This window comes from Pectobacterium carotovorum, from assembly GCF_900129615.1.
Lineage (GTDB): Bacteria > Pseudomonadota > Gammaproteobacteria > Enterobacterales > Enterobacteriaceae > Pectobacterium > Pectobacterium carotovorum.
Genome location: NZ_FQWI01000001.1, coordinates 908,077 through 930,627 on the forward strand (window position 1 = coordinate 908,077; position 22,551 = coordinate 930,627).

26 protein-coding genes and 1 tRNA gene are annotated in these 22,551 nt (G+C 48.3%); 14 read left to right on the forward strand and 13 right to left on the reverse strand.

What is annotated here, in order from left to right; all coding sequences use genetic code 11:
- Positions 1-14 precede the first annotated feature (14 nt).
- The 3 genes from BUB06_RS04005 to BUB06_RS04015 form a co-directional block, all read right to left on the reverse strand.
- A complete protein-coding gene (locus tag BUB06_RS04005) occupies positions 15-1,679 on the reverse strand; it encodes a methyl-accepting chemotaxis protein (protein WP_039471521.1) in 1,665 nt (554 codons plus the stop codon).
- Positions 1,680-2,530: 851 nt separating this feature from the next.
- A complete protein-coding gene (locus tag BUB06_RS04010) occupies positions 2,531-2,812 on the reverse strand; it encodes a hypothetical protein (protein ID WP_010297160.1) in 282 nt (93 codons plus the stop codon).
- A gap of 158 nt (positions 2,813-2,970) precedes the next feature.
- On the reverse strand, positions 2,971-3,270 hold the full coding sequence (locus BUB06_RS04015; RefSeq protein WP_072012985.1) for a hypothetical protein: 300 nt from the start codon (positions 3,268-3,270) through the stop codon (positions 2,971-2,973).
- A 155-nt stretch (positions 3,271-3,425) separates the two neighbouring features.
- Here BUB06_RS04015 and BUB06_RS04020 point away from each other — a divergent pair, with 155 nt between their 5' ends.
- Both BUB06_RS04020 and BUB06_RS04025 read left to right on the forward strand, forming a co-directional pair.
- Entirely contained in the window at positions 3,426-3,611 is a 186-nt protein-coding gene (locus BUB06_RS04020; protein WP_039471519.1) for a GhoT/OrtT family toxin, read from the forward strand.
- Positions 3,612-3,694: 83 nt separating this feature from the next.
- Positions 3,695-4,201 carry a 2-thiouracil desulfurase family protein gene (locus BUB06_RS04025; protein WP_010297154.1) on the forward strand — a complete coding sequence of 169 codons (507 nt, stop codon included), beginning with the start codon at positions 3,695-3,697 and terminating at the stop codon, positions 4,199-4,201.
- Positions 4,202-4,255: 54 nt separating this feature from the next.
- On the opposite strand, the gene BUB06_RS04030 is transcribed toward BUB06_RS04025, so the two are convergent.
- The 4 genes from BUB06_RS04030 to BUB06_RS04045 form a co-directional block, all read right to left on the reverse strand.
- A complete protein-coding gene (locus BUB06_RS04030; RefSeq protein WP_010297151.1) occupies positions 4,256-4,684 on the reverse strand; it encodes a universal stress protein in 429 nt (142 codons plus the stop codon).
- Between the two features lie 164 nt (positions 4,685-4,848).
- Complete coding sequence (locus tag BUB06_RS04035) at positions 4,849-5,304, reverse strand: GNAT family N-acetyltransferase (RefSeq protein ID WP_039471517.1); 456 nt, start codon at positions 5,302-5,304, stop codon at positions 4,849-4,851.
- Positions 5,305-5,308: 4 nt separating this feature from the next.
- The gene (locus tag BUB06_RS04040) at positions 5,309-5,833 is read right to left on the reverse strand and encodes an isochorismatase family protein (RefSeq protein ID WP_010297144.1); all 525 of its coding nucleotides are present in this window, start codon (positions 5,831-5,833) and stop codon (positions 5,309-5,311) included.
- Between the two features lie 89 nt (positions 5,834-5,922).
- Complete coding sequence (locus tag BUB06_RS04045) at positions 5,923-6,345, reverse strand: NUDIX hydrolase (protein WP_010297142.1); 423 nt, start codon at positions 6,343-6,345, stop codon at positions 5,923-5,925.
- A gap of 466 nt (positions 6,346-6,811) precedes the next feature.
- Here BUB06_RS04045 and BUB06_RS04050 point away from each other — a divergent pair, with 466 nt between their 5' ends.
- On the forward strand, positions 6,812-7,066 hold the full coding sequence (locus tag BUB06_RS04050) for a biofilm/acid-resistance regulator YmgB/AriR (protein WP_039471515.1): 255 nt from the start codon (positions 6,812-6,814) through the stop codon (positions 7,064-7,066).
- A 389-nt stretch (positions 7,067-7,455) separates the two neighbouring features.
- Here BUB06_RS04050 and BUB06_RS04055 read toward each other — a convergent pair.
- Positions 7,456-7,543, reverse strand: a tRNA-Ser gene (locus BUB06_RS04055).
- A gap of 288 nt (positions 7,544-7,831) precedes the next feature.
- Between BUB06_RS04055 and yccA the strand changes: the two genes are divergently transcribed.
- Positions 7,832-8,491, forward strand: a complete 660-nt coding sequence (gene yccA / locus BUB06_RS04060) for an FtsH protease modulator YccA (protein WP_039471513.1) — start codon at positions 7,832-7,834, stop codon at positions 8,489-8,491.
- A gap of 109 nt (positions 8,492-8,600) precedes the next feature.
- The gene (gene tusE / locus BUB06_RS04065; RefSeq protein WP_010305633.1) at positions 8,601-8,930 is read left to right on the forward strand and encodes a sulfurtransferase TusE; all 330 of its coding nucleotides are present in this window, start codon (positions 8,601-8,603) and stop codon (positions 8,928-8,930) included.
- A gap of 12 nt (positions 8,931-8,942) precedes the next feature.
- Here tusE and yccX read toward each other — a convergent pair whose 3' ends face one another.
- The gene (gene yccX, locus BUB06_RS04070) at positions 8,943-9,221 is read right to left on the reverse strand and encodes an acylphosphatase (protein ID WP_039471950.1); all 279 of its coding nucleotides are present in this window, start codon (positions 9,219-9,221) and stop codon (positions 8,943-8,945) included.
- Positions 9,222-9,446: 225 nt separating this feature from the next.
- Between yccX and hspQ the strand changes: the two genes are divergently transcribed.
- On the forward strand, positions 9,447-9,755 hold the full coding sequence (hspQ, locus tag BUB06_RS04075; RefSeq protein WP_010276051.1) for a heat shock protein HspQ: 309 nt from the start codon (positions 9,447-9,449) through the stop codon (positions 9,753-9,755).
- An 82-nt stretch (positions 9,756-9,837) separates the two neighbouring features.
- Here hspQ and BUB06_RS04080 read toward each other — a convergent pair whose 3' ends face one another.
- Entirely contained in the window at positions 9,838-10,251 is a 414-nt protein-coding gene (locus BUB06_RS04080; RefSeq protein ID WP_010305621.1) for a CoA-binding protein, read from the reverse strand.
- 194 nt (positions 10,252-10,445) lie between these two features.
- Here BUB06_RS04080 and BUB06_RS04085 point away from each other — a divergent pair, with 194 nt between their 5' ends.
- Both BUB06_RS04085 and BUB06_RS04090 read left to right on the forward strand, forming a co-directional pair.
- Positions 10,446-10,970, forward strand: coding sequence for a DUF2057 family protein (locus BUB06_RS04085; RefSeq protein ID WP_039471510.1), 525 nt, complete (start codon positions 10,446-10,448; stop codon positions 10,968-10,970).
- Between the two features lie 137 nt (positions 10,971-11,107).
- The gene (locus BUB06_RS04090) at positions 11,108-11,566 is read left to right on the forward strand and encodes a methylglyoxal synthase (RefSeq protein ID WP_014915868.1); all 459 of its coding nucleotides are present in this window, start codon (positions 11,108-11,110) and stop codon (positions 11,564-11,566) included.
- A gap of 77 nt (positions 11,567-11,643) precedes the next feature.
- Here the strand turns inward: BUB06_RS04090 and helD are convergent, their stop codons facing one another.
- Entirely contained in the window at positions 11,644-13,701 is a 2,058-nt protein-coding gene (gene helD, locus BUB06_RS04095) for a DNA helicase IV (RefSeq protein WP_039471508.1), read from the reverse strand.
- A gap of 197 nt (positions 13,702-13,898) precedes the next feature.
- Here helD and BUB06_RS04100 point away from each other — a divergent pair, with 197 nt between their 5' ends.
- Entirely contained in the window at positions 13,899-14,345 is a 447-nt protein-coding gene (locus tag BUB06_RS04100; protein ID WP_039471506.1) for a YccF domain-containing protein, read from the forward strand.
- Between the two features lie 20 nt (positions 14,346-14,365).
- Positions 14,366-16,501 (forward strand): YccS family putative transporter, encoded by a 2,136-nt coding sequence (gene yccS / locus BUB06_RS04105; RefSeq protein WP_039471504.1) that lies wholly within the window; start codon positions 14,366-14,368, stop codon positions 16,499-16,501.
- A gap of 14 nt (positions 16,502-16,515) precedes the next feature.
- Here yccS and BUB06_RS04110 read toward each other — a convergent pair whose 3' ends face one another.
- Entirely contained in the window at positions 16,516-17,136 is a 621-nt protein-coding gene (locus BUB06_RS04110; protein WP_010305607.1) for a TfoX/Sxy family DNA transformation protein, read from the reverse strand.
- Between the two features lie 223 nt (positions 17,137-17,359).
- On the opposite strand from BUB06_RS04110, the gene sulA reads away from it, so the two are divergent.
- Positions 17,360-17,866: an SOS-induced cell division inhibitor SulA gene (gene sulA, locus BUB06_RS04115; RefSeq protein ID WP_039471502.1), complete on the forward strand. Its 507-nt coding sequence runs from the start codon at positions 17,360-17,362 to the stop codon at positions 17,864-17,866.
- Between the two features lie 362 nt (positions 17,867-18,228).
- The gene (gene ompA, locus BUB06_RS04120; RefSeq protein WP_039471500.1) at positions 18,229-19,314 is read left to right on the forward strand and encodes a porin OmpA; all 1,086 of its coding nucleotides are present in this window, start codon (positions 18,229-18,231) and stop codon (positions 19,312-19,314) included.
- 154 nt (positions 19,315-19,468) lie between these two features.
- Here the strand turns inward: ompA and matP are convergent, their stop codons facing one another.
- Positions 19,469-19,927, reverse strand: a complete 459-nt coding sequence (gene matP, locus BUB06_RS04125) for a macrodomain Ter protein MatP (protein WP_039471498.1) — start codon at positions 19,925-19,927, stop codon at positions 19,469-19,471.
- A 177-nt stretch (positions 19,928-20,104) separates the two neighbouring features.
- Here matP and BUB06_RS04130 point away from each other — a divergent pair, with 177 nt between their 5' ends.
- Both BUB06_RS04130 and fabA read left to right on the forward strand, forming a co-directional pair.
- Entirely contained in the window at positions 20,105-21,874 is a 1,770-nt protein-coding gene (locus BUB06_RS04130) for an AAA family ATPase (RefSeq protein ID WP_039471496.1), read from the forward strand.
- Between the two features lie 91 nt (positions 21,875-21,965).
- Positions 21,966-22,484, forward strand: coding sequence for a bifunctional 3-hydroxydecanoyl-ACP dehydratase/trans-2-decenoyl-ACP isomerase (fabA, locus tag BUB06_RS04135; RefSeq protein WP_014915875.1), 519 nt, complete (start codon positions 21,966-21,968; stop codon positions 22,482-22,484).
- Positions 22,485-22,551: the final 67 nt, after the last annotated feature.

Genomic DNA, 22,551 nt, shown 5'->3' on the forward strand with positions numbered 1-22,551 from the left:
TTAACGACAAGACGTTAGAACGTCGTCCAATCTGCCAGTTCACCTTTAGCAGACGTTTTTTCCACACGGGAACTTTTAGGGGCAGCCAGCGCGGGCGTTTCTGCTTTTCTATTTAATGTCGCGCTTTTGTACGATGCACCAAGATTGAACACGCTGACCGTACGCGCGAGGCTATTGGCTTGATCCTGTAAAGAGAGCGCAGCAGCGGCAGATTCTTCAACCAGCGCGGCATTTTGCTGAGTTGTGGTATCAATCTGCCCAACGGCCAGATTGATCTGGTTGATTCCATCACTTTGCTCACGGCTGGCCTGCGCGATTTCGCTAATGATTCCCGTTACGCCCTGCACGTTCATCACCAGTGAGTTCATCGTGACACCAGTTTCTTCTACCAGCCCCATGCCGTCCTGCACTTTCTTGAACGAGTCATCGATAAGCTCTTTGATTTCTTTTGCCGCCGTAGCGCTTCGCTGAGCCAGCGCACGTACCTCACTGGCGACAACGGCAAACCCTCTGCCCTGTTCACCGGCACGTGCCGCTTCGACGGCCGCATTCAGCGCCAGAATGTTAGTTTGGAATGCAATGCCATCAATCACGCCGATAATTTCCGCCATACGCTGTGACGAATCACGAATACCACGCATTTCCTGCGTTACTGTTTCCATCATGGCACCGCTTTTTTTCACGGTTTCAGACGCGCTAGCCGCAAGATCTGTCGCCTGCGTCGTGTTATCGGCGGTATTTCTTATTGTCGACGTCAATTGTTCCATTGATGACGCCGTTTCTTCCAGCGAGCTTGCCTGTTCTTCCGTTCGGGCAGATAAGTCCTGGTTCCCCGCAGCAATTTGCGACGCGGCACTAGAGATCGTTTCTGCCCCATCGCGCACCTGGCTAACAATCTGCCTTAAGCTGCTGTTCATATTATTCAAGGCGGATAACAGCTGACCGGTTTCATCTTTACGCTCGGTATAAATTTCAGAGGTCAGATCGCCTTTCGCGACATTTTCGGCCACACCCAGTGCTTCCTGTAACGGCTGAGTGACGCTGCGGGTGATCAGTGAAGCAATAATTAATCCAGCCAGCGCACTGATGATAATGATCGTAGCGAGGACCATCAGCGCATTTTTATAACTATCACCCACCTCTCGCGCTGAGGATGTCATTTTGTCATCCTGTATATCGATGAACTCATGAACCTTGCTGGTGTATTTCGCCTGAGTAACTCGCGTTACATTGAAGTATTCTTCCGCAGCAGCGTCGGTGTTTCCTGCCGAGACCAGTGAAGAGAGTTTATTCGCGGAGCCAAGGAAATCGCGGCGAATGTCGCCAATATCACGCAGTATCGCAACGGATTTATCGTCGCTTACCGATTGGTTTAAGTACTCCATGAGTTCAGATATCGTTCCTGAACGCTCTTTGTTCAACGCCAACTGTTTGTTAATTTCGCTTTCTGATTTCAGTAGTAGCAGCAACTGCTGATTATTGAGGTAATTATTCAGCTCATCAATGAGCTTGTTACTTTTGACGGTGAGTGGGTAATTCTGCGAAACAATCTCATCCATTTTTTCGTGAAAGTCACTTAATTTTGAAATTGCAACGCTGCCAATTACCAAAAGCATTAATACCAGAAAGGAAAAACCCGCCCCTAATCGATATCCTATACGCCAGTTGGACAAACTCATTAACATCTCCTTAATTAATTTTCTCTATCTGTATAAAAATATATAATTGAACAATTAATATTTATTCAATAAATACAGATAGCTCCAATACTCTTTTTCATAACAAAAAATACACATCTCTGGACAGATTATTTATATGCCCTGGTGAGAAACATAAACAATATGTTGATAGGCATGATCCATCAAACCACATCCATCACGGCGCGGTCGAACTGGTCTAGCCAGATACGGCGCAGGGTGCAAGACATCTGCACAGACTGGCAGTGGAAAAAACGTCATCCTTTACACCCCATCTTTTACCGCACGTTCTCGTACCATGACTGCCTTCTTACATTCCCATGTTCCCTAAAGCCCAGGAACATTACCGTCACTAAAATTAGTGGTTAAATAGCAGCGACAAGGGTGAATAAAAACCAGAACACCTCTTCCTTACGCCGAAGGTGGTATCGGCCTTTTGTAGATAATCTTTATATTTTCTAACTTATGGCATTAATATCTATTAAATCGATCATTTTTTTAAAATCTATCTATTTATAAGATATATAGGTTTTAGAAAAATGAATATTGTATTTAGAATATAACAATAAACTCAAAAATAAATAATAACAGTTTGTTATACATTTAAATAAATACTATTTGAATTTATATTCAACCGCCGCAGGGAATGGCGATATATGAAAAATGAGGAAAATGGCGTGGGATAACGTGCTTTTCGGTGAAATCAACGTGCTATACGAACATCAGGGGGAGCAAAAAAACTCACCCAGACACCTTTTTATCAAGGCACCTGGGTGATTTAATTTTGTTCTCTATTCTTTAAATCAATCAGAGATCAGAATCACATTCCAGCATTACTTTTTCTTGGAAGTCGCTTTAGATTTACCTTTCAGTAATTCCCGGAGTTTCTTGAGTTCTTTCTGCGTCAATGGCGCTTCTGCACCCACTTCCTCCGTACCCTGACTATCCACCGCTTCAGGAGACAGCTCAGAGGCCTGGTGGCTTTCATCAAAGCTTCTCAGCAACCGGGCGCTAACTTCTGCACTGAGGGATACCTCGTTTTCCAAGGCAGCGGCTTTGATTTTTTCTTTCAGCTCTGGGGAAATTTTCAGGGACAGGCTAGATATCTCACTCATTTTATTACCTTTCTCATAGGGTAAAATAGTAAGCTATGACAGCCAGCCTATAATGTCCATACTGAAATAAAAATTTAATATTTCTGTCACATAAATAGTTTAATTAATTTCTTAGCAAAGAGATTATTATTTCGCTATTTTTATTTTCCTGTCGAATGCTATGTATTTCCATTTTTCATTCTCCAGTCATCAATCATTTTTCTGGTCACGTCGTCTTTGTAACAAATTGGCGAATCGCCTCCTGCCCGACTCCATGCGCTACGCTTACCGCACTTGCTACCATTACGCGCTGAATTATAAGGACAAGGGCAATAACCAGAATAAGACGAAATCGATTCCTGAATAATCTTTTCTTTGATCTGTTCATCAGAAATCCGAGAATTTTTCGCCATACTAGGTGTAGAAACAGAAAGCAGGGCAACAGCACACACCATCGCAACAGCCAGTGTTGTTTTCATACCGAAGGTCTCATTTTAACCAGAGGATAGTAACTGTAGTACAAAATACACACCGCGGAGCGATGCCTCACGACTACCCATTATGGGTTAAAAAATTGATCATAAAATATTAACAACATAAAATGCAGGCGCTTCGAGGATAAAAGGAAACAAACGTGCCACATCACTCCCTCTGGGAACTCATCAAAATTACCTACATGATCGGCTTTGTCGTTTCCCTGATCGTGACGTTCTTGTTAAGTAAAGACAAATCCCTGTTCATCCGATTTTTTGCGTCATTAATAGTCGGTCTAACCTGGCCGATGAGTTTTCCTGTTGTCCTGTTGTTCTCCATTTTTTGAAGCGGCGTTTATCTTCTACACAACGCGCATGATGACTCAATGCCGCAACGCCTATGCTCGCCTCTTAGAGGGAATATCCCACAATGCATAACATTCTGATCAGCGCCTGCCTGTCCGGCTTCCCTGTTCGCTATAACGGGACTGAAAAGAAATCTGTCGGCGAGTACCTTGCCCAGTGGCGACAGCAGGAAAGGCTGATTACGTTTTGCCCGGAGCTCGCTGCGGGTTTCTCAACGCCCAGACCTTCAGCAGAGATTATTCCGGCCTCGGGTGGCAATTCGGTCATCAAGGCTGGTGCCAAAGTTGTCGAAGCAACCGGTGGCGATGTAACCGAGCGTTATATCCTGGGAGCCTGGCTAACACTGCAAATGGCACAACAGCATAACTGCCGCTTCGCTCTCCTTACAGAAGGAAGCCCATCCTGCGGCAGTCGCATCATATACAGCGGACGATTTGATGGCTCACAAACGGCAGGCAGCGGCGTCACCGCAGAATTGCTGCGCCACCACGGTATCGACGTGTTTTCCGATCGCGAGATCGAGCAGTTGATCGAACGGGTTGAATATTGCGATAGCCATGCTGATGCATAGTGTCGCTGCTGTCCCATCACCAAATCCAAACGCGACAGCAGCGTTATGCAAAAACTAACGGACAACTAGCACTGACATTTTCGCATGGCGAACAATGGCGGCAGCATTTGAGCCAAGCAGATAGGTTTTCACGTTCGGCCGCCGTGAACCGATGACAATTAAATCTGCATTAATCTCCTCCGCCAGCGCTAGCACTTCGTCTCTGGCCGACCCGAAACTGACGCTGCATGACAAACGCGATGCAGGAAGATCGATCGTTTTCATCAGTGATTTCAGCTTGTCATTCGCTTTCACCACCGCCTCATTCTCAAACTCTTTTATGCCAAAAGAATAAGCAGATAAAAATGCTGACGCATCCGGGAGGGAATGAAAGAGGTGGATTGCGGCACCCGACATTTTAGCCAACCTGACGGCATGCGTAAGCGCGTGCGTGGTGAGTTCATCTTCTTCTATATCTACTGGTACCAGGATGCTCGTGTACATAATCACCTCTCCCATCGTGGATAACTGATTATCTGTCAGCCTGTAAGAAGCGTAGTCTGCTCCTCGTCAGCAGAATATGATCCCGTTCACTTTTACGCATGTTGCCTGCAACTTTTAACCTGATACGCGCATAAAGCGAGCCGTTAGCTCACCGCCATTTATCGTTAAAGCGATCGTGAATAGATACGTGACGATTCACCCCAAGGGTGATAGCCCATTCCGGTAAAGTGAAATCCATATTGTTCATAAAAGCCGAGCAGCTCGGTGCATAAATGCAGCGCAGAAAAACCAGCACGGCGCGTTTCCTGAGCAAGATGCTCAATCAACTGCCCCGCATAACCCTTGCCACGATGGTTTTCTTCAACGTAAAGCGCACACAGCCAGGGATAAAGATCCATGCGGCTGATGAAATCATTGGTAATTAACCCTGCACCGCCAATAATTTGCCCATTTTTCTCCAGCAGATACCAATCTGGCAATGGGTTTTCCGCATCAATGCAGTGGCTGATACAGTCTTCGTAAAGTATCAACGTCTCATCTGATGCCCAGTGGCGTTGGAAATAGTGGATCGCCTGCTCTTTGTATTCGGGGCGATTTCTGATAGAAATAATCTTCAGCATGGCACTAACGACTCATCTTCCATGAAGCAACAATGTGCTCCGTGGTTTCTACCGTAATCGTGTTGCCCGGAATAATAAAATTCCGCCACACGTCGTTGTAATGCGTGACTAGCTGTTCGGCTTTCAGTTCGCCGCGATTCGCCGTCGTGTGGGCATCAGCTGCAATCGTCAGCGCATAGCCTCGGCTGGCTGCATTTTTAATGGTTGCATCAACGCAATAATCCGTCGCACACCCGCAAATCGTAAGATGGTTAACGCCTAACTCAGCTAGCACACCGGCTAACGACGTGCGGTAAAATGCATCGCACGCCGTTTTGGTGATAAACAGACTCCCCTCTGGCTGATGCAGTTCAGGTAATAGCTGCCATCCCTCGCTGCCAGACAGCATGCCGTCTTCTTCATGCTGAATAAAAATCGTCCGATCTGCTGCATCTGAAAGCTGGTTTATCAATGCGACCGTCTGCGCTTGTCGCGCTCTTGGCGTTGCAAACACCGCATTTTGCATATCAACCACTATCAAAACCTGCATCTTTTTTTCCTTATTTCGACGCTTAACATCGGCACACATTATCATCACGGAGGCAACGGCATGTCACCATCCCTACCCGTCAGTTCCGGCTAGATCATGCCCACTATACCATGAGGATAAAACTTGATTTCCCCTGAGCGCAGCAAATCAATATCAAACCAGCGAGTCACGATCGGAATACCGTTTGTCTCTATACCATGAATGATATCTTGTTGATAAAGGGACTCATCCTGAAAGCGAGCCTCATAAACAAAGACAATCTCATGGCCCGGCTTGCCATTGTAGGAGAAAATATTCTCTGAAACGCCCAACAGCGAAAAGTCCTTGGTCGCTGCACTGATTTCCTCCTGAACTTCCCTCTCCGCCGCGGCCTGCGACAGTTCGCCAAAATCAATGCCGCCACCGAGCGGTAACACATAGTGCTCATCTTTTATCGGGTCATGCCCTTCGGCTAACAGAATTTTGCCATTATTGCGGAAAAGACAAACTGCTTTTGCTCTGATCTTTTGCATGCCAACGCTCCAAGTAAACTACAGCACTCTTTTGATAAAAAGACATTTATTGATAAACAGCCTGTATCACAGAAAAATGCCATCTTCTCGTACAGATAAAAATCTTATAGGACGTAATCAAATGCATTAATAGTCTTTATGTTCTGTTAATGTTTTTCTCTGCCTCCTTTCCTCTCGTTATGTTTAACTTATTGAAGTTATGTATCTCTCATAATTATTCCAGACATAATATTGATGGGAAGCGAACAATTCATATTTATCCGCCTGACCATTGATCGCCGTCATACTTTCATGTGTGGAAGCATTGCTGAGTAACGCTGTGTTTATTTATCTTATCGACTGGTTTTATGCATATGATCGACTAAAGTTAAGTAACCGTTTCTTCATGTCTGGCGGATAGCGTGTTCGTGCTGTCTGGCAAGACGTGTATTCACCCTGTAAGAAAGCGCTAAAGGGAGGAAAAGCAATGCATTCAGAGGTGCCCCAAAACGAGATCCCAACATCTGGTGGACTCGGCCTTGACTCTCAGGTCAGTGATACGGAAATACTCGGTAACATTGTGGAAGAAATCATTCAATCCGGTCATTCCGTCAGCAACAAGGCCATCATCGCTAAATTAGTCCACAAGATTGAAACAGAGGCCAATGCTGCTTTTCAGGAAAAATATCGCTCTTTGCTGGAACTGGTGGTTTATAAAACGCAAGATGACTTCCTGATTTAATACGCAGTCAATACCTTACTCTATCGTTTTTCAGTAACACATATGCTTTCCAATTCGGCATTTATTTAATGTGCCCAAGGCTATTCAGGAATATGCGAGCAATAAATAACATCAGTGTTTATATTGTTATTATTCTGGAGTAATAACTATCGATTTATTAATAATGAGTAACTCGATGCTTATTTATTTTTTACCAATCGTTAGCATTCATTTCTGAATGAATAGGTGATGGGAAAATCCGCCTCGTGTCTTCACTACACGTCTCAACATGCTCAGCCCAGAGGTTATTACGGACAATGACCACATCAACACCACAAGGTAAAAAACGACTCTGGGATTTTATAGCAGAAACGAAAACGGGCTAGCCTAAGCTAACCCGTTGAATTTTTTGGCGGAGGAGTAGAGATTCGAACTCTAGAACACTTTCGCGTCGCCGGTTTTCAAGACCGGTGCCTTCAACCACTCGGCCACTCCTCCGCAATGACGCGAACTATAAACAGTGTGTGAGATCTTGTAAAGCATCACAGCGCTCGATTGCCTGAAAAATAATCTAACGCAACGCAATTGCACGTAAAAACGCCACGTGACAGATAAAATAGTGCAATTTATCTCCGGCATCACACGACTTGCAGAACAAAATACGAGCGCTGGCACACAGAATGGAAAAACTTCAGCGTAAAGAAGGGTAAACCACCTTTAATAACGTCCTGCAACTATTTACTCTTTGACATTGGATAATAGCACCCTGAAGAGAGAGTCGCTGATATGGATCGTATTGTTGTTTCTTCTACCCGTGAAAGCTCGCTACTCAGCACGCACAAAGTGCTGCGCAACACCTATTTCCTACTGTCGCTGACGCTGGGTTTTTCTGCCGTTACCGCAACGGCAAGTACTGTACTTAACCTGCCCGCACCTGGCTTAATTCTGATGCTGGTTGGTTTTTATGGTCTCATGTTCCTGACGCACAAACTGGCGAACAGTCCTGCCGGTATTCTGGCGGCGTTCGCACTGACCGGATTCATGGGCTATACGCTGGGCCCGATTTTAAGCTCGCTGATTTCTTCCGGCGCAGGCGACATTGTCATGCTGGCTCTCGGCGGTACGGCGGTGGTGTTCTTCTGCTGTTCAGCTTATGTCTTAACGACACGTAAGGATATGTCCTTCCTGTCAGGCATGATGATGGCAGGATTCGTTGTTCTGGTTGTTGCCGTCATCGCCAATCTGTTCCTACAGATTCCAGCCTTGCATCTGGCAATCAGCGCCCTGTTCATTCTGTTCTCTGCAGGTGCCATCTTGTGGGAAACCAGTAACATCATCCACGGTGGCGAAACCAACTACATCCGGGCGACGGTTAGCCTGTATGTCTCGATATACAATATCTTCGTTAGCCTGTTGAGCATTCTGGGCATCATGCGTAACGACTAAGTCTTGTCTATTGCCGCACCGAGAAAGCCCCATCTGGGGCTTTTTTTATTCCGGCGCTGCCAGAAAAATTTGTTAAACTACGGGCTGAACTATCGCAGTCGGAGAGAAGATGTTGGAGTTTGAAGGGCGAACAATCGCAACTGACGCGCAGGGTTACCTGATGGATAGCACCGCATGGAGTGAAGCATTGGCTCCCGTGTTGGCGGAACAGGAAGGCATCATGTTGACTGAACCGCATTGGGAAGTCGTCCGATTTGTGCGGAATTTTTATCAGGAGTTCAATACGTCCCCCGCGATACGCATGTTGGTTAAGGCGATGGCGCAAAAGTACGGTGAGGAGAAAGGAAATAGCCGCTACCTGTATAAACTGTTTCCAAAAGGGCCAGCCAAGCAGGCAACTAAAATCGCTGGCTTACCCAAACCGGTGAAATGCATCTAGCGTTGCCTAGGTTCAATAGCGGATCGTAAAACCTTCATAGTCCGTCTTGCCATGTGGCTCAATAAGCACCTTATCCACTCTGGCGCTTCGTGGGCCCCCTTGCTTCAACCACTCAATCAACGCGTCTACCGCATGAGGTTCACCGCTTGCGACTACCTCCACACTGCCATCATCACAATTGCGTGCATACCCATTGAGTCCAAGCCGCATGACCTGATGCTGCGTGCTGTAACGAAATCCAACGCCTTGAACCACACCATAGACATAGGCGACAGTCGCTATCTTTGTCATCTTCTCCCCCCTTTCCAGCCCTGCGACCACACAACATTTCATTAGCAGGGCTGTATCTTCTAAAAATTTACACCATACTGTTAATAATGTGTTCAGCCAGTGATTCATCAACGAACACATCACTTGAAAAACGCTGTACGCTAAAAGGCGTTATCGGATGCGGTTGCTTTTCCTTCACGCTATCCGCAACGAGTAGAAAGTGTAATCTATTTCCAGGGGGGGGATATGATCATCTGTAAATTTGGCATCGGACAACAGATTCGTCATAGACAGCTGGGATTTCCAGGGGTTGTTATTGATATCGATCCCGAATACTCATTAGACACGCCCACCTGGGAAGAAATTAGCGGTAATGACACGCCGCGCTCCGAACCGTGGTACCACGTTGTGATGGAAGACGACGAAGGCCAACCAATTCATACTTATCTGGCAGAAGCGCAGTTGATGAAGGAAGAGCTTTCTGAGCATGAGCACCCTTCGCTAAACGAATTAGCCGAGGTCATTCAACGCCGCGCGCCACAGCTGCGCCATTAGTTTTTCACGACAAGCAAATACTGGCGACCAAAGACAAATATTGGCGATGTGGTGGTATTCAGCATCGCCTACTATCTGCAACTTATTTTTCCAACCCCAGCCGCGGGATTTCAATTTTCGGGCAGCGATCCATCACGACTTTCAGCCCGGCATCGTGAGCCAAAATTGCTGCTTGCTCATTAATGACCCCAATCTGTAGCCACAGCACGGTAGCGCCGATGGCGATGGCCTCTTTGGCAATATCATAGGCCGCTTCCGGCTGGCGAAAAACATCCACCATATCAACCGGTTTAGGAATATCCTCTAAGCTGGCATACGCTTTTTGACCTAAAAGTGTCTGGCCGGCCAGTTTGGGGCTAACGGGGATAACGTCGTAGCCCTGCTTAAGCAAATACGCCATCACACCATAACTCGGACGGGATGGATTATCGCTGGCACCCACTACCGCAATGGTTTTTACCGTTTCCAGTACAGACTCAATCTCTTTGTCATTCATGCGATTCAACCTCTCTTGCGTGATTGATTACAGTGTATCGCACATTCTACGAATAGCATGAAATGGCTTAAGACCACCTCCATCTGCGCCCTATAGCGCGAAAAATGCCATAACAGCCTGTTTCAAATTGAAACCTTTGACACATTCAGACAATTCCTCAACAATACTCGGATTACGTTCCATCTGGGTAAATTATGAAATTCGGCTTCATCACTGTCTGCCTGGTTATTGCAGGTTTAAATACCTCTGCAATGGCGGCAACAACGTTGAAATTAGATCAGAAAATCAATCTCCTTATGGTTGACGGGCAAAAGATGTCAGGCTCGTTGCTGAAAGGTGCCGATAGCCTCGAACTTGGCAGTGGGCAACACCAGATTCTGTTCAAAGTCGTCGATACTGTCGATGCCCAGACTGGTGCGCCAGCGACCTATTTCCCTTCAACCTTTATTGCGACCTTTAACACGGAAAAAGTGGCATCCGTATCATTTAAACTGCCGCCGTTGCAAACCCTTCAGGATCGCAAGAACTTTACCACCCAGCCTGAATATCAATTACTTGATGAAAAAAATCGGGCAATCCCCATTCGTACCGATGCAATTGTGATCGCAGACAGTGAGCTACTCGATATAGAGCGAAAAATGTCCGAGTACAACGCAGCGGCGAACGGGGCTTCAGTTGCTGGCTTTGCTACCGCACTGAATGAATCCGTAAGCTGGTGATTTTACGCGCAGTCACATCTGATTTTTGATACCCGTTCGCCTTTTCCTGCTTTTATCGCTTTGCACTGAAACTACGTTTCCGTAATCTGTCTATACCCTAGCGTCAGCTTTACTACACCAGATTGAAGGACGTAACCATGGAGTTCACCACCCGTACCATCCCCGCGCAAAAACACATCGCGCTGGTCGCACACGACCACTGTAAACAATCTTTGCTAGATTGGGTTGGTACGAATAAACAACAGCTCACAGAGCACACGCTTTACGCTACCGGAACCACCGGCAACCTGATTCAATTGAACACGGGGCTGCCCGTTAAAAGCATGCTAAGTGGACCGATGGGGGGTGACCAGCAGGTTGGCGCACTCATTTCCGAAGGGAAAATCGATTTAATGATCTTCTTTTGGGATCCGCTTAACGCCGTACCACACGATCCCGATGTGAAGGCGCTGCTGAGGCTGGCTACAGTTTGGAACATTCCTGTTGCTACCAACCGGGCAACGGCGGATTTCCTGATTAACTCAGCGCTATTTAAAGAATCCGTTCAAATCGCCATTCCTGATTATCAGCGCTACTTGCAAGATCGACTGAAATAATATCAGCACATCACAATAGACCAGCGGCGTACTACGCTGTCGACGCTGGTCTCTTCTGTTCTACTTCTCTCTTTTCGTTATCCAGGCTTACGCTGCGTCGGTACACCTAAACGATGAAGATGTTCAATAAACGCCGATGGATTCGCCACATCCTGTAACAACCACACGCGATGTTTCGCCCTCGTCAACGCCACATACAGTAAACGCCGCTCTTCCGCATCGGGGAAATCCTCCGGTTCAGGTAACAGCACCGCCTCAATCACAGACTCTCTTGCCGGAGCTGGGAAACCGTCCTTCCCTTCATGCATACCCACGATAATGACATATTCCGCCTGCTGCCCTTTACTGGCATGCACCGTCATGAAATCAATCTGCAAATTCGGCCATTTGGTTGCTGCCTTCTCTAAAATCGCCGGGCGTAAATGGTGATAACGCGCCAGCACGAGAATGCGTTCATCAGCTTTCACAAAACCGCTCAGTTTATCCAGAAGTGGCTCAAGCTGATCCTGAGGCAGGATGGTCACCGCTTTTTTATCTCCCTTACTCAGGCTATTAAGCGGTTTCTTCAACTGATACGGATTTTGCTGTATGAACGTGTTGGCGACTTCACCAATGCGTTCATTAAAACGATAGGTGGTATCCAGCGCGCACTGCTCGCCTACGCCGAAATGCTGTTCAAATGCCGTCGTCAACGCCAGCTCAGCACCGCTAAAACGGTAAATTGCCTGCCAGTCATCCCCGACGGCAAAAAGACAGGTACGGCTATTTTGTCGACGCAATGCTGCTAACAGCGTTGCACGCTGTGGCGAGATGTCTTGAAATTCGTCCACCAGAATGTGCTTCCAGGGGCTGACAAAGCGCCCTTTATCCAGCAAGTTCACAGCCTGATGGATAAGACCGGAGAAATCGACCGCGTTTTCATCCTTAAGCGCTTTTTTCCAGGCTTTCAACAACGGCGCCATTAGGCGAACGCGCTGCTGAAATTCGGTCCGAATGGATTCTGGTGCCTGCTCAACCATTTCGCTCTGGCTGCCGCCGTGCATACGCATCAATCCTAACCAGCGCTCAAGTCGCCCGGCCAACCGCCCCGCTAACTTCGGATCGTTCCAGAAATCGCCTTCGGGTACATCCCATTCCAGCTCTTCCGTTAACCAGCGTCGCCACCCGTTAGCCTGCGTTTTTTTCTCTGCACACTGCTGCTGCCAGTGAGAAATCAGCAATTCGCGACGCTGTTTCGCATCACTTTCTAACTGGCTTATCATCGGGGCCTTGCGGCTAGCCTGCTGAATAATGTGCAATGCCAGTGCATGGAACGTCTTAGCCTGAATCTCATCCGTCTGAAACCGCTCCCGGATGCGATCGTTCATCTCTTCCGCCGCTTTACGACCAAATGCCAGCAGCAAAATCTGATCGGGTGTAGCCTCTTGTCGGTGCATTAGCCACGCCGCTCGGGCCACCAGCACGGAGGTTTTTCCGCTGCCTGCGCCCGCCAGTACCAACACGCCCTCTTCGCCATTGATCACCGCTTTACTCTGCGACACATTTAATGGCGAACTCTCCACCGTTTCAAAGAAAGGTTGCTCTGCCGCCAGCGTGCGATCCATCCATGCCTGATTCACCGCAGTGCGCGTCTCATCGCCCTGCTCAAGCCAGCGCAAGCAATGCTGGTAGTGATCACGGCAGTTATCAAAGGCTTCAAGACGAGACACAGGAAGAGGCAAAGCTCCCAGCGAATCGCGAATGGCATTCTGTAACGTTGCCAGAGTCTGACGGCTAAACCATTTATCCTGCTGCGTCAGCGTTTGAATGCTGTCCGTTTGGCGCTGCAAAACTTCAGCGCTGATCAGACTCATCTCCTCGCTCCAATCGAGCCAGGATTTAAGAAGATGGCGGTAAAAAGCCTGCGTTTCCTGCCACTCTGTTCCGTGCAGGCGCACCACTTTTCCGGCTGGCAATTCAAATTCCAGCTCTCCCCACACCAGCCCTCTTTTACAGTGAATACTCAGCAACTGATTAAAGGGGATCAGGTATTGATGTTTATCGCCACTCACTTCGACACCGGCATTCAGTAACCGCACCCGGTTGTAAGGATGCTGGGCCAGATGTTTACCTAACGAGGTAGATTTCAGTTCCATGATGTTCGCGCCATGACTATGTGAGAGGTTATTCGTCCATTTTTTATCGTTTATCTGTTCCCTAGTTTACCCGTTATCGGACTTCACGCTCTAGCCTTAAAAACAGGTTAGGATATCCTGATGCTTAATGTGATAATTCTTTTACCATCAGCGAGTTTGGGACGTTATCTGGTTACCTTACAAGTACAGGAGAGACTATGCGTACTGTGTTGAATATCCTTAATTTCGTATTAGGTGGTTTTTTCACCACGTTAGCCTGGCTTCTGGCAACAGTCGTCAGCGTGTTGCTTATTTTTACCTTACCGCTAACGCGTTCATGCTGGGAAATCACCAAGCTGTCGCTCTTGCCTTATGGTAATGAAGCGATCCATGTTGATGAGCTACGCCCAAATGAAAAGAGCGCGATTCTCAGCGCGGGTGGATCGCTGCTGAATATCTTCTGGTTCATTTTCTTTGGCTGGTGGCTTTGCCTGTCGCACATCATTACTGGCATCGCACAGTGCATTACGATCATTGGCATTCCTGTTGGCATCGCCAATTTTAAAATTGCCGCCATCGCGCTGTGGCCAGTAGGGCGTCGCGTGGTTTCTGTCGAACTGGCGCAGGCAGCGAGGGAAAATAATGCCCGCCGCCACTTTCGCTAACGGCATCTAAGGATATTACGTTGCTCACCTTCGCCCTGGGAATTCGCCGCTATGTGTATAACAGCAGTTGGCTATATACCATTCGCATCCTCATTGCACTGAGTGGTGCGGCGGCCGTTCCCTGGTGGCTAGGGCAGCCAACATCGACAATCCCCGTCACGCTTGGCGTCGTCGCGGCCGCCCTCACCGACCTTGACGATCGCCTCACCGGGCGTTTGCGTAATTTGTTCATTACGCTGGCCTGTTTTTTTGTCGCTTCCGTCTCGATCGAATTGCTTTTTCCCCATCCCTGGCTGTTTGGCTTTGGTCTGGCGGTATCGACCTGCGGCTTTATTCTGCTCGGCGCATTAGGGCAACGCTATGCAACCATCGCATTCGGCGCACTGCTGATCGCGATTTACACCATGCTGGGCATATCCCTTTACGACAACTGGTATCAGCAGCCCATCATGCTGCTGATCGGGGCTTCCTGGTACAACCTGCTGACGCTATTCGGCCATCTGATATTCCCCATCCGCCCGTTGCAGGATAACCTCGCGCAGTGTTATCAGCAGTTGGCTCGCTATCTGGATGCCAAAGCCAATCTCTTCGATCCCGATATTGAAGAAGAAACCGACAAGCCCCTCATTGACGTCGCGATGGCAAACAGCCAACTGGTTGCGACGCTCAACCAGACCAAGTCATCGCTGTTAACGCGTCTGCGTGGCGATCGCGGCCAGCGCGGAACGCGTCAAACGCTGCACTACTATTTTGTCGCGCAGGATATTCACGAACGGGCCAGCTCATCGCATGTTTACTATCCGCAATTGCGTGAGAAACTGCGCTATAGCGACGTCCTATTTCGCTTTCAGCGCCTGCTGAGTAGGCAGGCCAAAGCCTGTCAGCAGTTATCGCAATCCATTCTGCTGCACCAAAAATATCAGCATGACGGCCGCATTGAGCGGGCTTTCGTGCATCTCGAATCCGCTATTGCACGTATCGCTGCCAACAACATGGCAGACGCCGCACAAATCAAAGCACTCACCTATCTCTTGAATAATCTGCGCGCCATTGATGCCCAGTTGGCGACTATCGAATCCGAACAAGCCATTGAGCAAGAAAACAACCCGGAAAACACGCTGGCAGATGACAAAATCACGGGGTGGAGCGACATCCGCTTACGCATTAGCCGCCACCTGACGCCGCAGTCAGCACTGTTTCGTCATGCCATCCGTATGTCCGTGCTGCTCTGTAGCGGCTACGCGTTAATTCAGATCACGGGCTTGCAACACGGTTACTGGATTCTGCTCACCAGCCTGTTTGTTTGTCAGCCCAACTATAACGCCACTCGGCGGCGGCTGACGTTAAGAATTATCGGGACATTGACCGGTATTTTGCTCGGCCTACCTATCCTGTACTTCGTTCCTTCGCTGGAAGGACAACTGACGTTGATCGTTATTAGTGGCGTACTGTTTTTCGCCTTTCGCAACGTGCAGTACGCCCACGCGACCATGTTTATTACGCTGCTTGTCCTGCTCTGTTTCAACCTGTTAGGTGAAGGCTTTGACGTTGCGGTGCCACGCATCATTGATACGCTACTCGGATGTGCCATCGCCTGGGCGGCAGTGAGTTTTATTTGGCCGGACTGGCGCTTTCGCGGTCTGCCAACCGTCATCAATAAGACATTGAACGCCAACTGCCGTTATCTTGATGCGATCATGGTTCAATATTATCAGGGGAAAGATAATAGCTTGCCTTATCGCATTGCCCGCCGCGATGCACATAACTGCGATGCAGAGTTGGCATCCGTCGTATCGAATATGTCTTCAGAGCCTCATGCGACCAGAAGCAAGCTGGACAGCGCATTCCGTTTCATGTGCCTGAATCATACGTTGCTAAGCTATATTTCGACGCTCGGCGCACATCGAGGGAAAATTACTTCAGCGGAAACGCTGCAATTGCTGGATGATGCCGTTTGTCACGTTGATGACGCGCTACACTGCAGCGAAGAGGAAAGTTTGCGTATCAATCAGGGATTGAAAACCATCACCGCCAGCCTTCAATCCCTTTCACCCGAGTCAGACAGTAAAGAATCATTAATTATTCAGCAAATCGGCCTGCTGATCGGCCTCTTACCTGAACTCGTACAGCTAAAAAATGACATGATGACGCAGTGAAATAGACGCATCCCTTAGTGCTTTGGCCCTTTGGAGACCGCATTGTTTTTATACCATTCCAACAGTTCGTTGCGGATACCGCGAGGGAGTGCCGCCTGATGTGTGCCACAAATGGCACCAGCAAGCGCCAATAGCACGTTGACACTCAAATTAGCGCGAACCTTCCGCAACTCGAGATAGCTGTTTTTCGCACCATAATGCTGTAATTCATCGACATTCTTGATCCCCGCTTTCCACAACAGTCGTTCGATATCGTGGTTAAGATTCGGAAGATCTTTTAACCGCCCATTGGTACTTCTGACAGCTTTATCATACTGCGCCCCTCCCAACGCCAGATGGGCGAAATACAATAGTTGCTCAGATTCTTGCCATAATGCTTCATCGACAAGAAAGTAATTCAACGGAACGGGCATACCGCGCTTGGTATAAATCAGATTAGGCATATCACGCTGTTGAAAATATTTTTCATCCTTCTTACTGGCGCGCAGATAAAGTTCCCCTTCCGACACCAGTCCAAAAATCGTTTTATTTGCTGCGATGCTGTAGCCACCAAATTGGGAACGCGAAGTGATGTCCCCCAAAGATGAAAAAGACTGCTGAGATTGCAAAATCCTTTTTTTGCATAATTGCTTCATTGCCATAATCCTTAGTATTGAAATGATCTCGTCCTGAACAATTAAAAATATCTGTAGCAGGAACAAATAATTAACCACAGCCCCGATGCGGCTTCAAACAGTAAATGTGTTTACTGTCTCTTGCATAAGGAATATGCGAAGCGCTTTCAAAAAATCAGGTTGATTTTCACGCACACAGCAGATACTGTATGTTCATACAGTAACACTATGGGTAGAACTCATTATGCGTACGCAATCAATCCGCTCTCACAACATCGAGCCGTCATCATTTTCTGCAAGTCAACACGCTGCGGAACCCTCGGTTGCCACAGGTGGAATTATCAGCGAAATCGTGTACAACGCCGATCAGCCCATAGTCACACACCTGTTATTACCGCTCTTACAGCAGCTAGGCACGCAGTCTCGTTGGCTGTTATGGCTTTCGCCACAGCAAAAATTGAGCCGCCCCTGGGTACAGCAATCTGGGCTACCGCTGGATAAAATGGTGCAACTTCACCACATCAATCCGCTGTTTACGGTTGATGCCATGGAAAGAGCCTTGCTGACAGGAAATTACAGCGCTGTTTTGTGCTGGTTACCGCACGAATTGACGGAAGAAGAGAAGGTTCGATTACGGCACGCCGCACAGGCAGGAAATACGTATGGCTTTATTATGCGGCCAGAAAGTGCTGGCGCTGACGCCTATAGACTGTTTCCTAGCCTTAAAATTCATTCGACATTGTATCATTAAGTAAATTAAGAATTTTCTCAGCTTATTCAGGTTATATGTCTTATCGATCGCCGCAGAGCGGTATTCTGCGGGCTTTTTGGGTATATTTAATACAGCTAAAAGGCGTAAGATCTGTCAAAAGCATCTACTATTTGTTAGCAAGTATGTATGAATCGTGCGATTTTCTTATGATGTAAATCACATCATACTTGTAACTTTCTCATCACGTTGTAGACTTTAACTCGCTGGAGTTGCTCTTTTATAACGTCAGTTGACTGACAGTAAGTCATAAATAAGGGCAAAGTCTCCGACCAAAGGATTTTAACCAAAGGTTTATTAGCCCTCCGGGTTAATTGCCGATTTGGATGATAATGAGGCGTAAAATGAAAAAAACAGCTATCGCAGTTGCAGTGGCACTGGCTAGCTTCGCGACCGTCGCGCAAGCAGCTCCTAAAGACAATACCTGGTACACCGGTGGTAAACTGGGTGTGTCTCAATTCCACGATACTGGTTTCTACGGAAATGGTTACACTGGTGTCAACAACAACCCAATCAAAAGCAAGTTAGGCGCTGGTGCATTTGTTGGTTATCAAGCCAACCCGTACCTCGGTTTTGAACTGGGCTACGACTGGCTGGGCCGCATGAAGTATGCAGGTTCTACTTCTAACGTAGCAGACAGCGCGAGCTTAAAGGCACAGGGCATCCAACTGGCCGCTAAACTGAGCTACCCAGTTCTGCCTGATCTGGACGTTTATACTCGTCTGGGTGGTATGGTATGGAGCGTTGACACTCACGCCGACAGAAGCGGCAACCATCTCAACAACGACGACACTGGCGTTTCTCCGCTGGCTGCGATCGGTGTTGAATACGCTATCGACAAAAACTGGGCTACTCGTGTTGACTACCAATGGGTAAGCAACATTGGTGACGCTGGTACCGTTGGTGCGCGTCCAGACAACATGCTGATGAGCGTTGGCCTGTCTTACCGTTTCGGCCAGGATGACCGTGTAGCACCAGTTGTTGCTCCGGCTCCAACCCCAGCTCCAGCTCCAGTTGTTGAAACTAAGCGTTTCACGCTGAAATCTGACGTCCTGTTCAACTTCAACAAAGCAACGCTGAAAGCAGAAGGCCAGCAATCACTGGATCAACTGTACACGCAGCTGAGCTCTCTGGATCCGAAAGACGGTTCCGTTGTTGTTCTGGGCTTCACTGACCGTTTAGGTTCAGAGCAATACAACCAAGGCCTGTCTGAAAAACGCGCACAGAGCGTCGTTGATTACCTGGTTTCTAAAGGCATCCCTGCGAACAAAGTCTCTGCTCGTGGCTTAGGTAAATCTCAACCAGTTACCGGTTCTACCTGTGACAACGTGAAACCTCGTGCTGCGCTGATCGACTGTCTGGCACCAGATCGTCGCGTAGAGATCGAAGTTAAAGGCATCAAAGACGTTGTAACTCAGCCTCAGGCTTAAGTTATTAACGAAAAAAAACCTCGCTCCGGCGAGGTTTTTTTATGCCGGACATCCTTGTCCGTCACCCTGTGGGTCGTTGCTGCGCAACGTTGAAAAACGCTCCCTGCGTTTTTTTATGCGTGTTTGTCAGCAAAATAAAATGACAAAAAACCGATCACGTCTCATCTTTATTCAGAATGGCTTTAAGATCCTGTTTAAGCAGCGACATCTGGCTGGCATATTTTTCTTTGTGTTCAGCGTCTTCAATTAACTGCACAATCGTTTCTGATAAGGTCACACCGCGTCTCTGAGCGAGAGCCGCAAGGCGCTGCCAGACCAGGTATTCCAGATCGATCGATTTCTTGCGTGTATGCTGGTGCTCCGCGTTGAAATGGCGTTTGCGCCGTGCGCGAATCGTCTGCTTCATCCGGTTTTCTAAGGTGGGATTCATACATTGCGCAATCCACTCCAGCACTTTCACCGGCTGGTTTTCCATTTTAAGTAATGCCTGTACGGCATCATCCGCAGCGCTTTGCTCGAGAAAACGCGTAATCTCTTCTCCCTCCCGATGCTTCTTCACCAGGTATTTCCATTTCCACCCGCACTCAAGATTTTCTAGTTGTTGATATTTCATATTAAATTCTTCAGTGACCGCGTAACGTAACTTTCAGCATAACAGTTTTCCCTGATTTTGACCGCTTTCTGGCGGCTTTCTGACAGCTTTTAAGACGATTAGCCAAACGTGGTCTGAGCTTCACCGTATGAAAGATGACGGAGAGATGACTCTCCTTATGCGAAGTCTAGATTATTCTTGTATAATCACGCTTTTCCTTCAGACGATTACATTGATACTTTGACCAGTAACCGACTCTCATGGCAGCATTTACTGCCCAATAATACGCCTTATCAAACGCTATTCACTCAGGCAGCTCAACTTGCTCCTGCTGAATTCTCCGCTATTCAGTCACGTCTTGCAGACAGCCTGACGCTCTTTTGCCACCCTCGTTCACCTTCGCGCTTTATGCTGTTGAAAGCGCAAGAGAATGATGAATATATGGCATTGATCGCCCGTGCGCTGAGCGCCATCAGGCCAGACTCCGGGGCGATACATGGCAGTAAATATATCATTGAGGGTCGTCATATCCGGGTCGAACCCGCTACACAGCCTGCGGATAACTTTGCCGCACAGCAGTCCTGTGGCTATCAGGAATGGATTGAACCTGAACAGCTCTTCGGCTGCGTGCGTAGTTTTCACGATGAAGTCACGCTGCACCCGGGGCTGATTCACCAGGTTAATGGCGGTACGTTGATCCTGTCGGCCAGAGCACTGCTGGCTCAACCGTTGATGTGGCTGCGTCTGAAACAGATTATGGCTGAAGGCATCTATCGTTGGCTGTCACCAGACGAGCGCAAGCCACTTCCTGTTGATGTGCCGCCGATGCCGCTTGATGTTCGCCTGATTATTCTCGGCGACCGCGAAAGTCTGGCAGATATTCATGATATGGAGCCAGAATTAGGCGAACACGCGATTTACGGCGAATTCGAAGCGCAATTGCAGTTGATTGAAACTGACGACATGGCGCGCTGGTGCTCCTACATCAATGCACTATGCAGCGAAAATCAGTTACCGCTGCTGGATGCCGATGCCTGGCCGGCATTAGTGAACGTGGCGATACGCTACAGCGGCGATCAAGGCAATTTGCCATTATGCCCACGTTGGCTAATCGGCCAGTTAAAATATGCATCGCTATACGCCAGAGATGGCCAGATCACGGAGCAGGCGCTGGTTGACGCCGTTGCCGCTCGCCAATGGCGTGAAGGCTACCTTCGTGAACGCATGCAGGATGAAATCGAATTAGGCCAGATCCTGATCGAAACGGAAGGCGAAGTCGTCGGCCAGATTAATGGACTTTCCGTATTGGAATTCCCAGGCTATCCCGTTGCCTTTGGCGAACCAACACGCATCAGCTGCGTGGTTCACGCTGGCGACGGTGAATTCACCGACGTTGAGCGCAAAGCCGAACTTGCTGGCAATTTACACGCCAAGGGTATGATGATTATGCAGGCGTTCCTGATTACGGAACTGGAGCTTGATCAACAACTGCCCTTCTCGGCTTCCATCGTCTTCGAACAATCGTATAGCGAAGTTGATGGCGACAGCGCCTCACTGGCAGAACTGTGTGCGCTGGTGAGCGCCCTCTCCTTGCGGCCAATCAATCAGCAGTTCGCTGTGACCGGTTCTGTCGATCAATTTGGTCACGTGCAACCCATTGGCGGCGTGAATGAGAAAATCGAAGGCTTCTTTGAGGTCTGCCAGCGTCGTGGATTGACGGGAACACAGGGCGTGATTTTACCTGCGGCTAATCTACGCCATCTCTGTTTACAGGAAGATGTCGTTGAAGCGGTACGCGAAGGGAAATTCCATCTTTTCCCGGTAGAAACTGCACCGGAAGCGTTGTCATTATTGACCAACTTAGCTTATGACGATGAACAGCAGCCAAACCTGCTGTCCGCCATTCGTGAGAGAATTGGACAACTTGCACCGCAAGAACGTAGACGTTTCCCTTGGTTTTTCCGTTAAACCAACTGGTTTAACCAGACGCAACAGACTTGCCCAGCGTACAGGTGTACGCTAACCTGCGTGCTTCATTAAAACAAGGCTTACAGAGACCATGGTAGATAAACGCGAATCCTATACAAAAGAAGACCTCCTTGCCTCCAGTCGTGGCGAACTGTTCGGCCCGAACGGCCCTCAGTTGCCTGCCCCTAACATGCTCATGATGGACCGCGTCGTTAAAATGACGGAAGACGGCGGTAAGTATGGCAAAGGCTATGTGGAAGCCGAATTGGATATCACGCCTGACCTGTGGTTCTTCGGTTGCCATTTCATCGGCGATCCGGTGATGCCAGGCTGCCTCGGTCTGGATGCCATGTGGCAATTAGTCGGCTTTTATCTGGGCTGGCTGGGTGGCGAAGGCAAAGGCCGCGCGCTCGGCGTGGGTGAAGTCAAATTCACCGGACAAGTGCTGCCAACAGCGAAGAAAGTGACGTATCGCATTCACTTCAAACGCGTGATCAATCGCCGTTTGGTGATGGGGATTGCTGATGGCGAAGTACTGGTTGACGGTCAGCAGATCTATACCGCTGACGAACTGAAAGTGGGCCTGTTCAAAGACACCAGCGCTTTCTAAGCCTCATATAGCACTGCGGGCGAAAAACCTTTCGCCCGCGTTATCCGTTTATTTCTCCGACGTTATC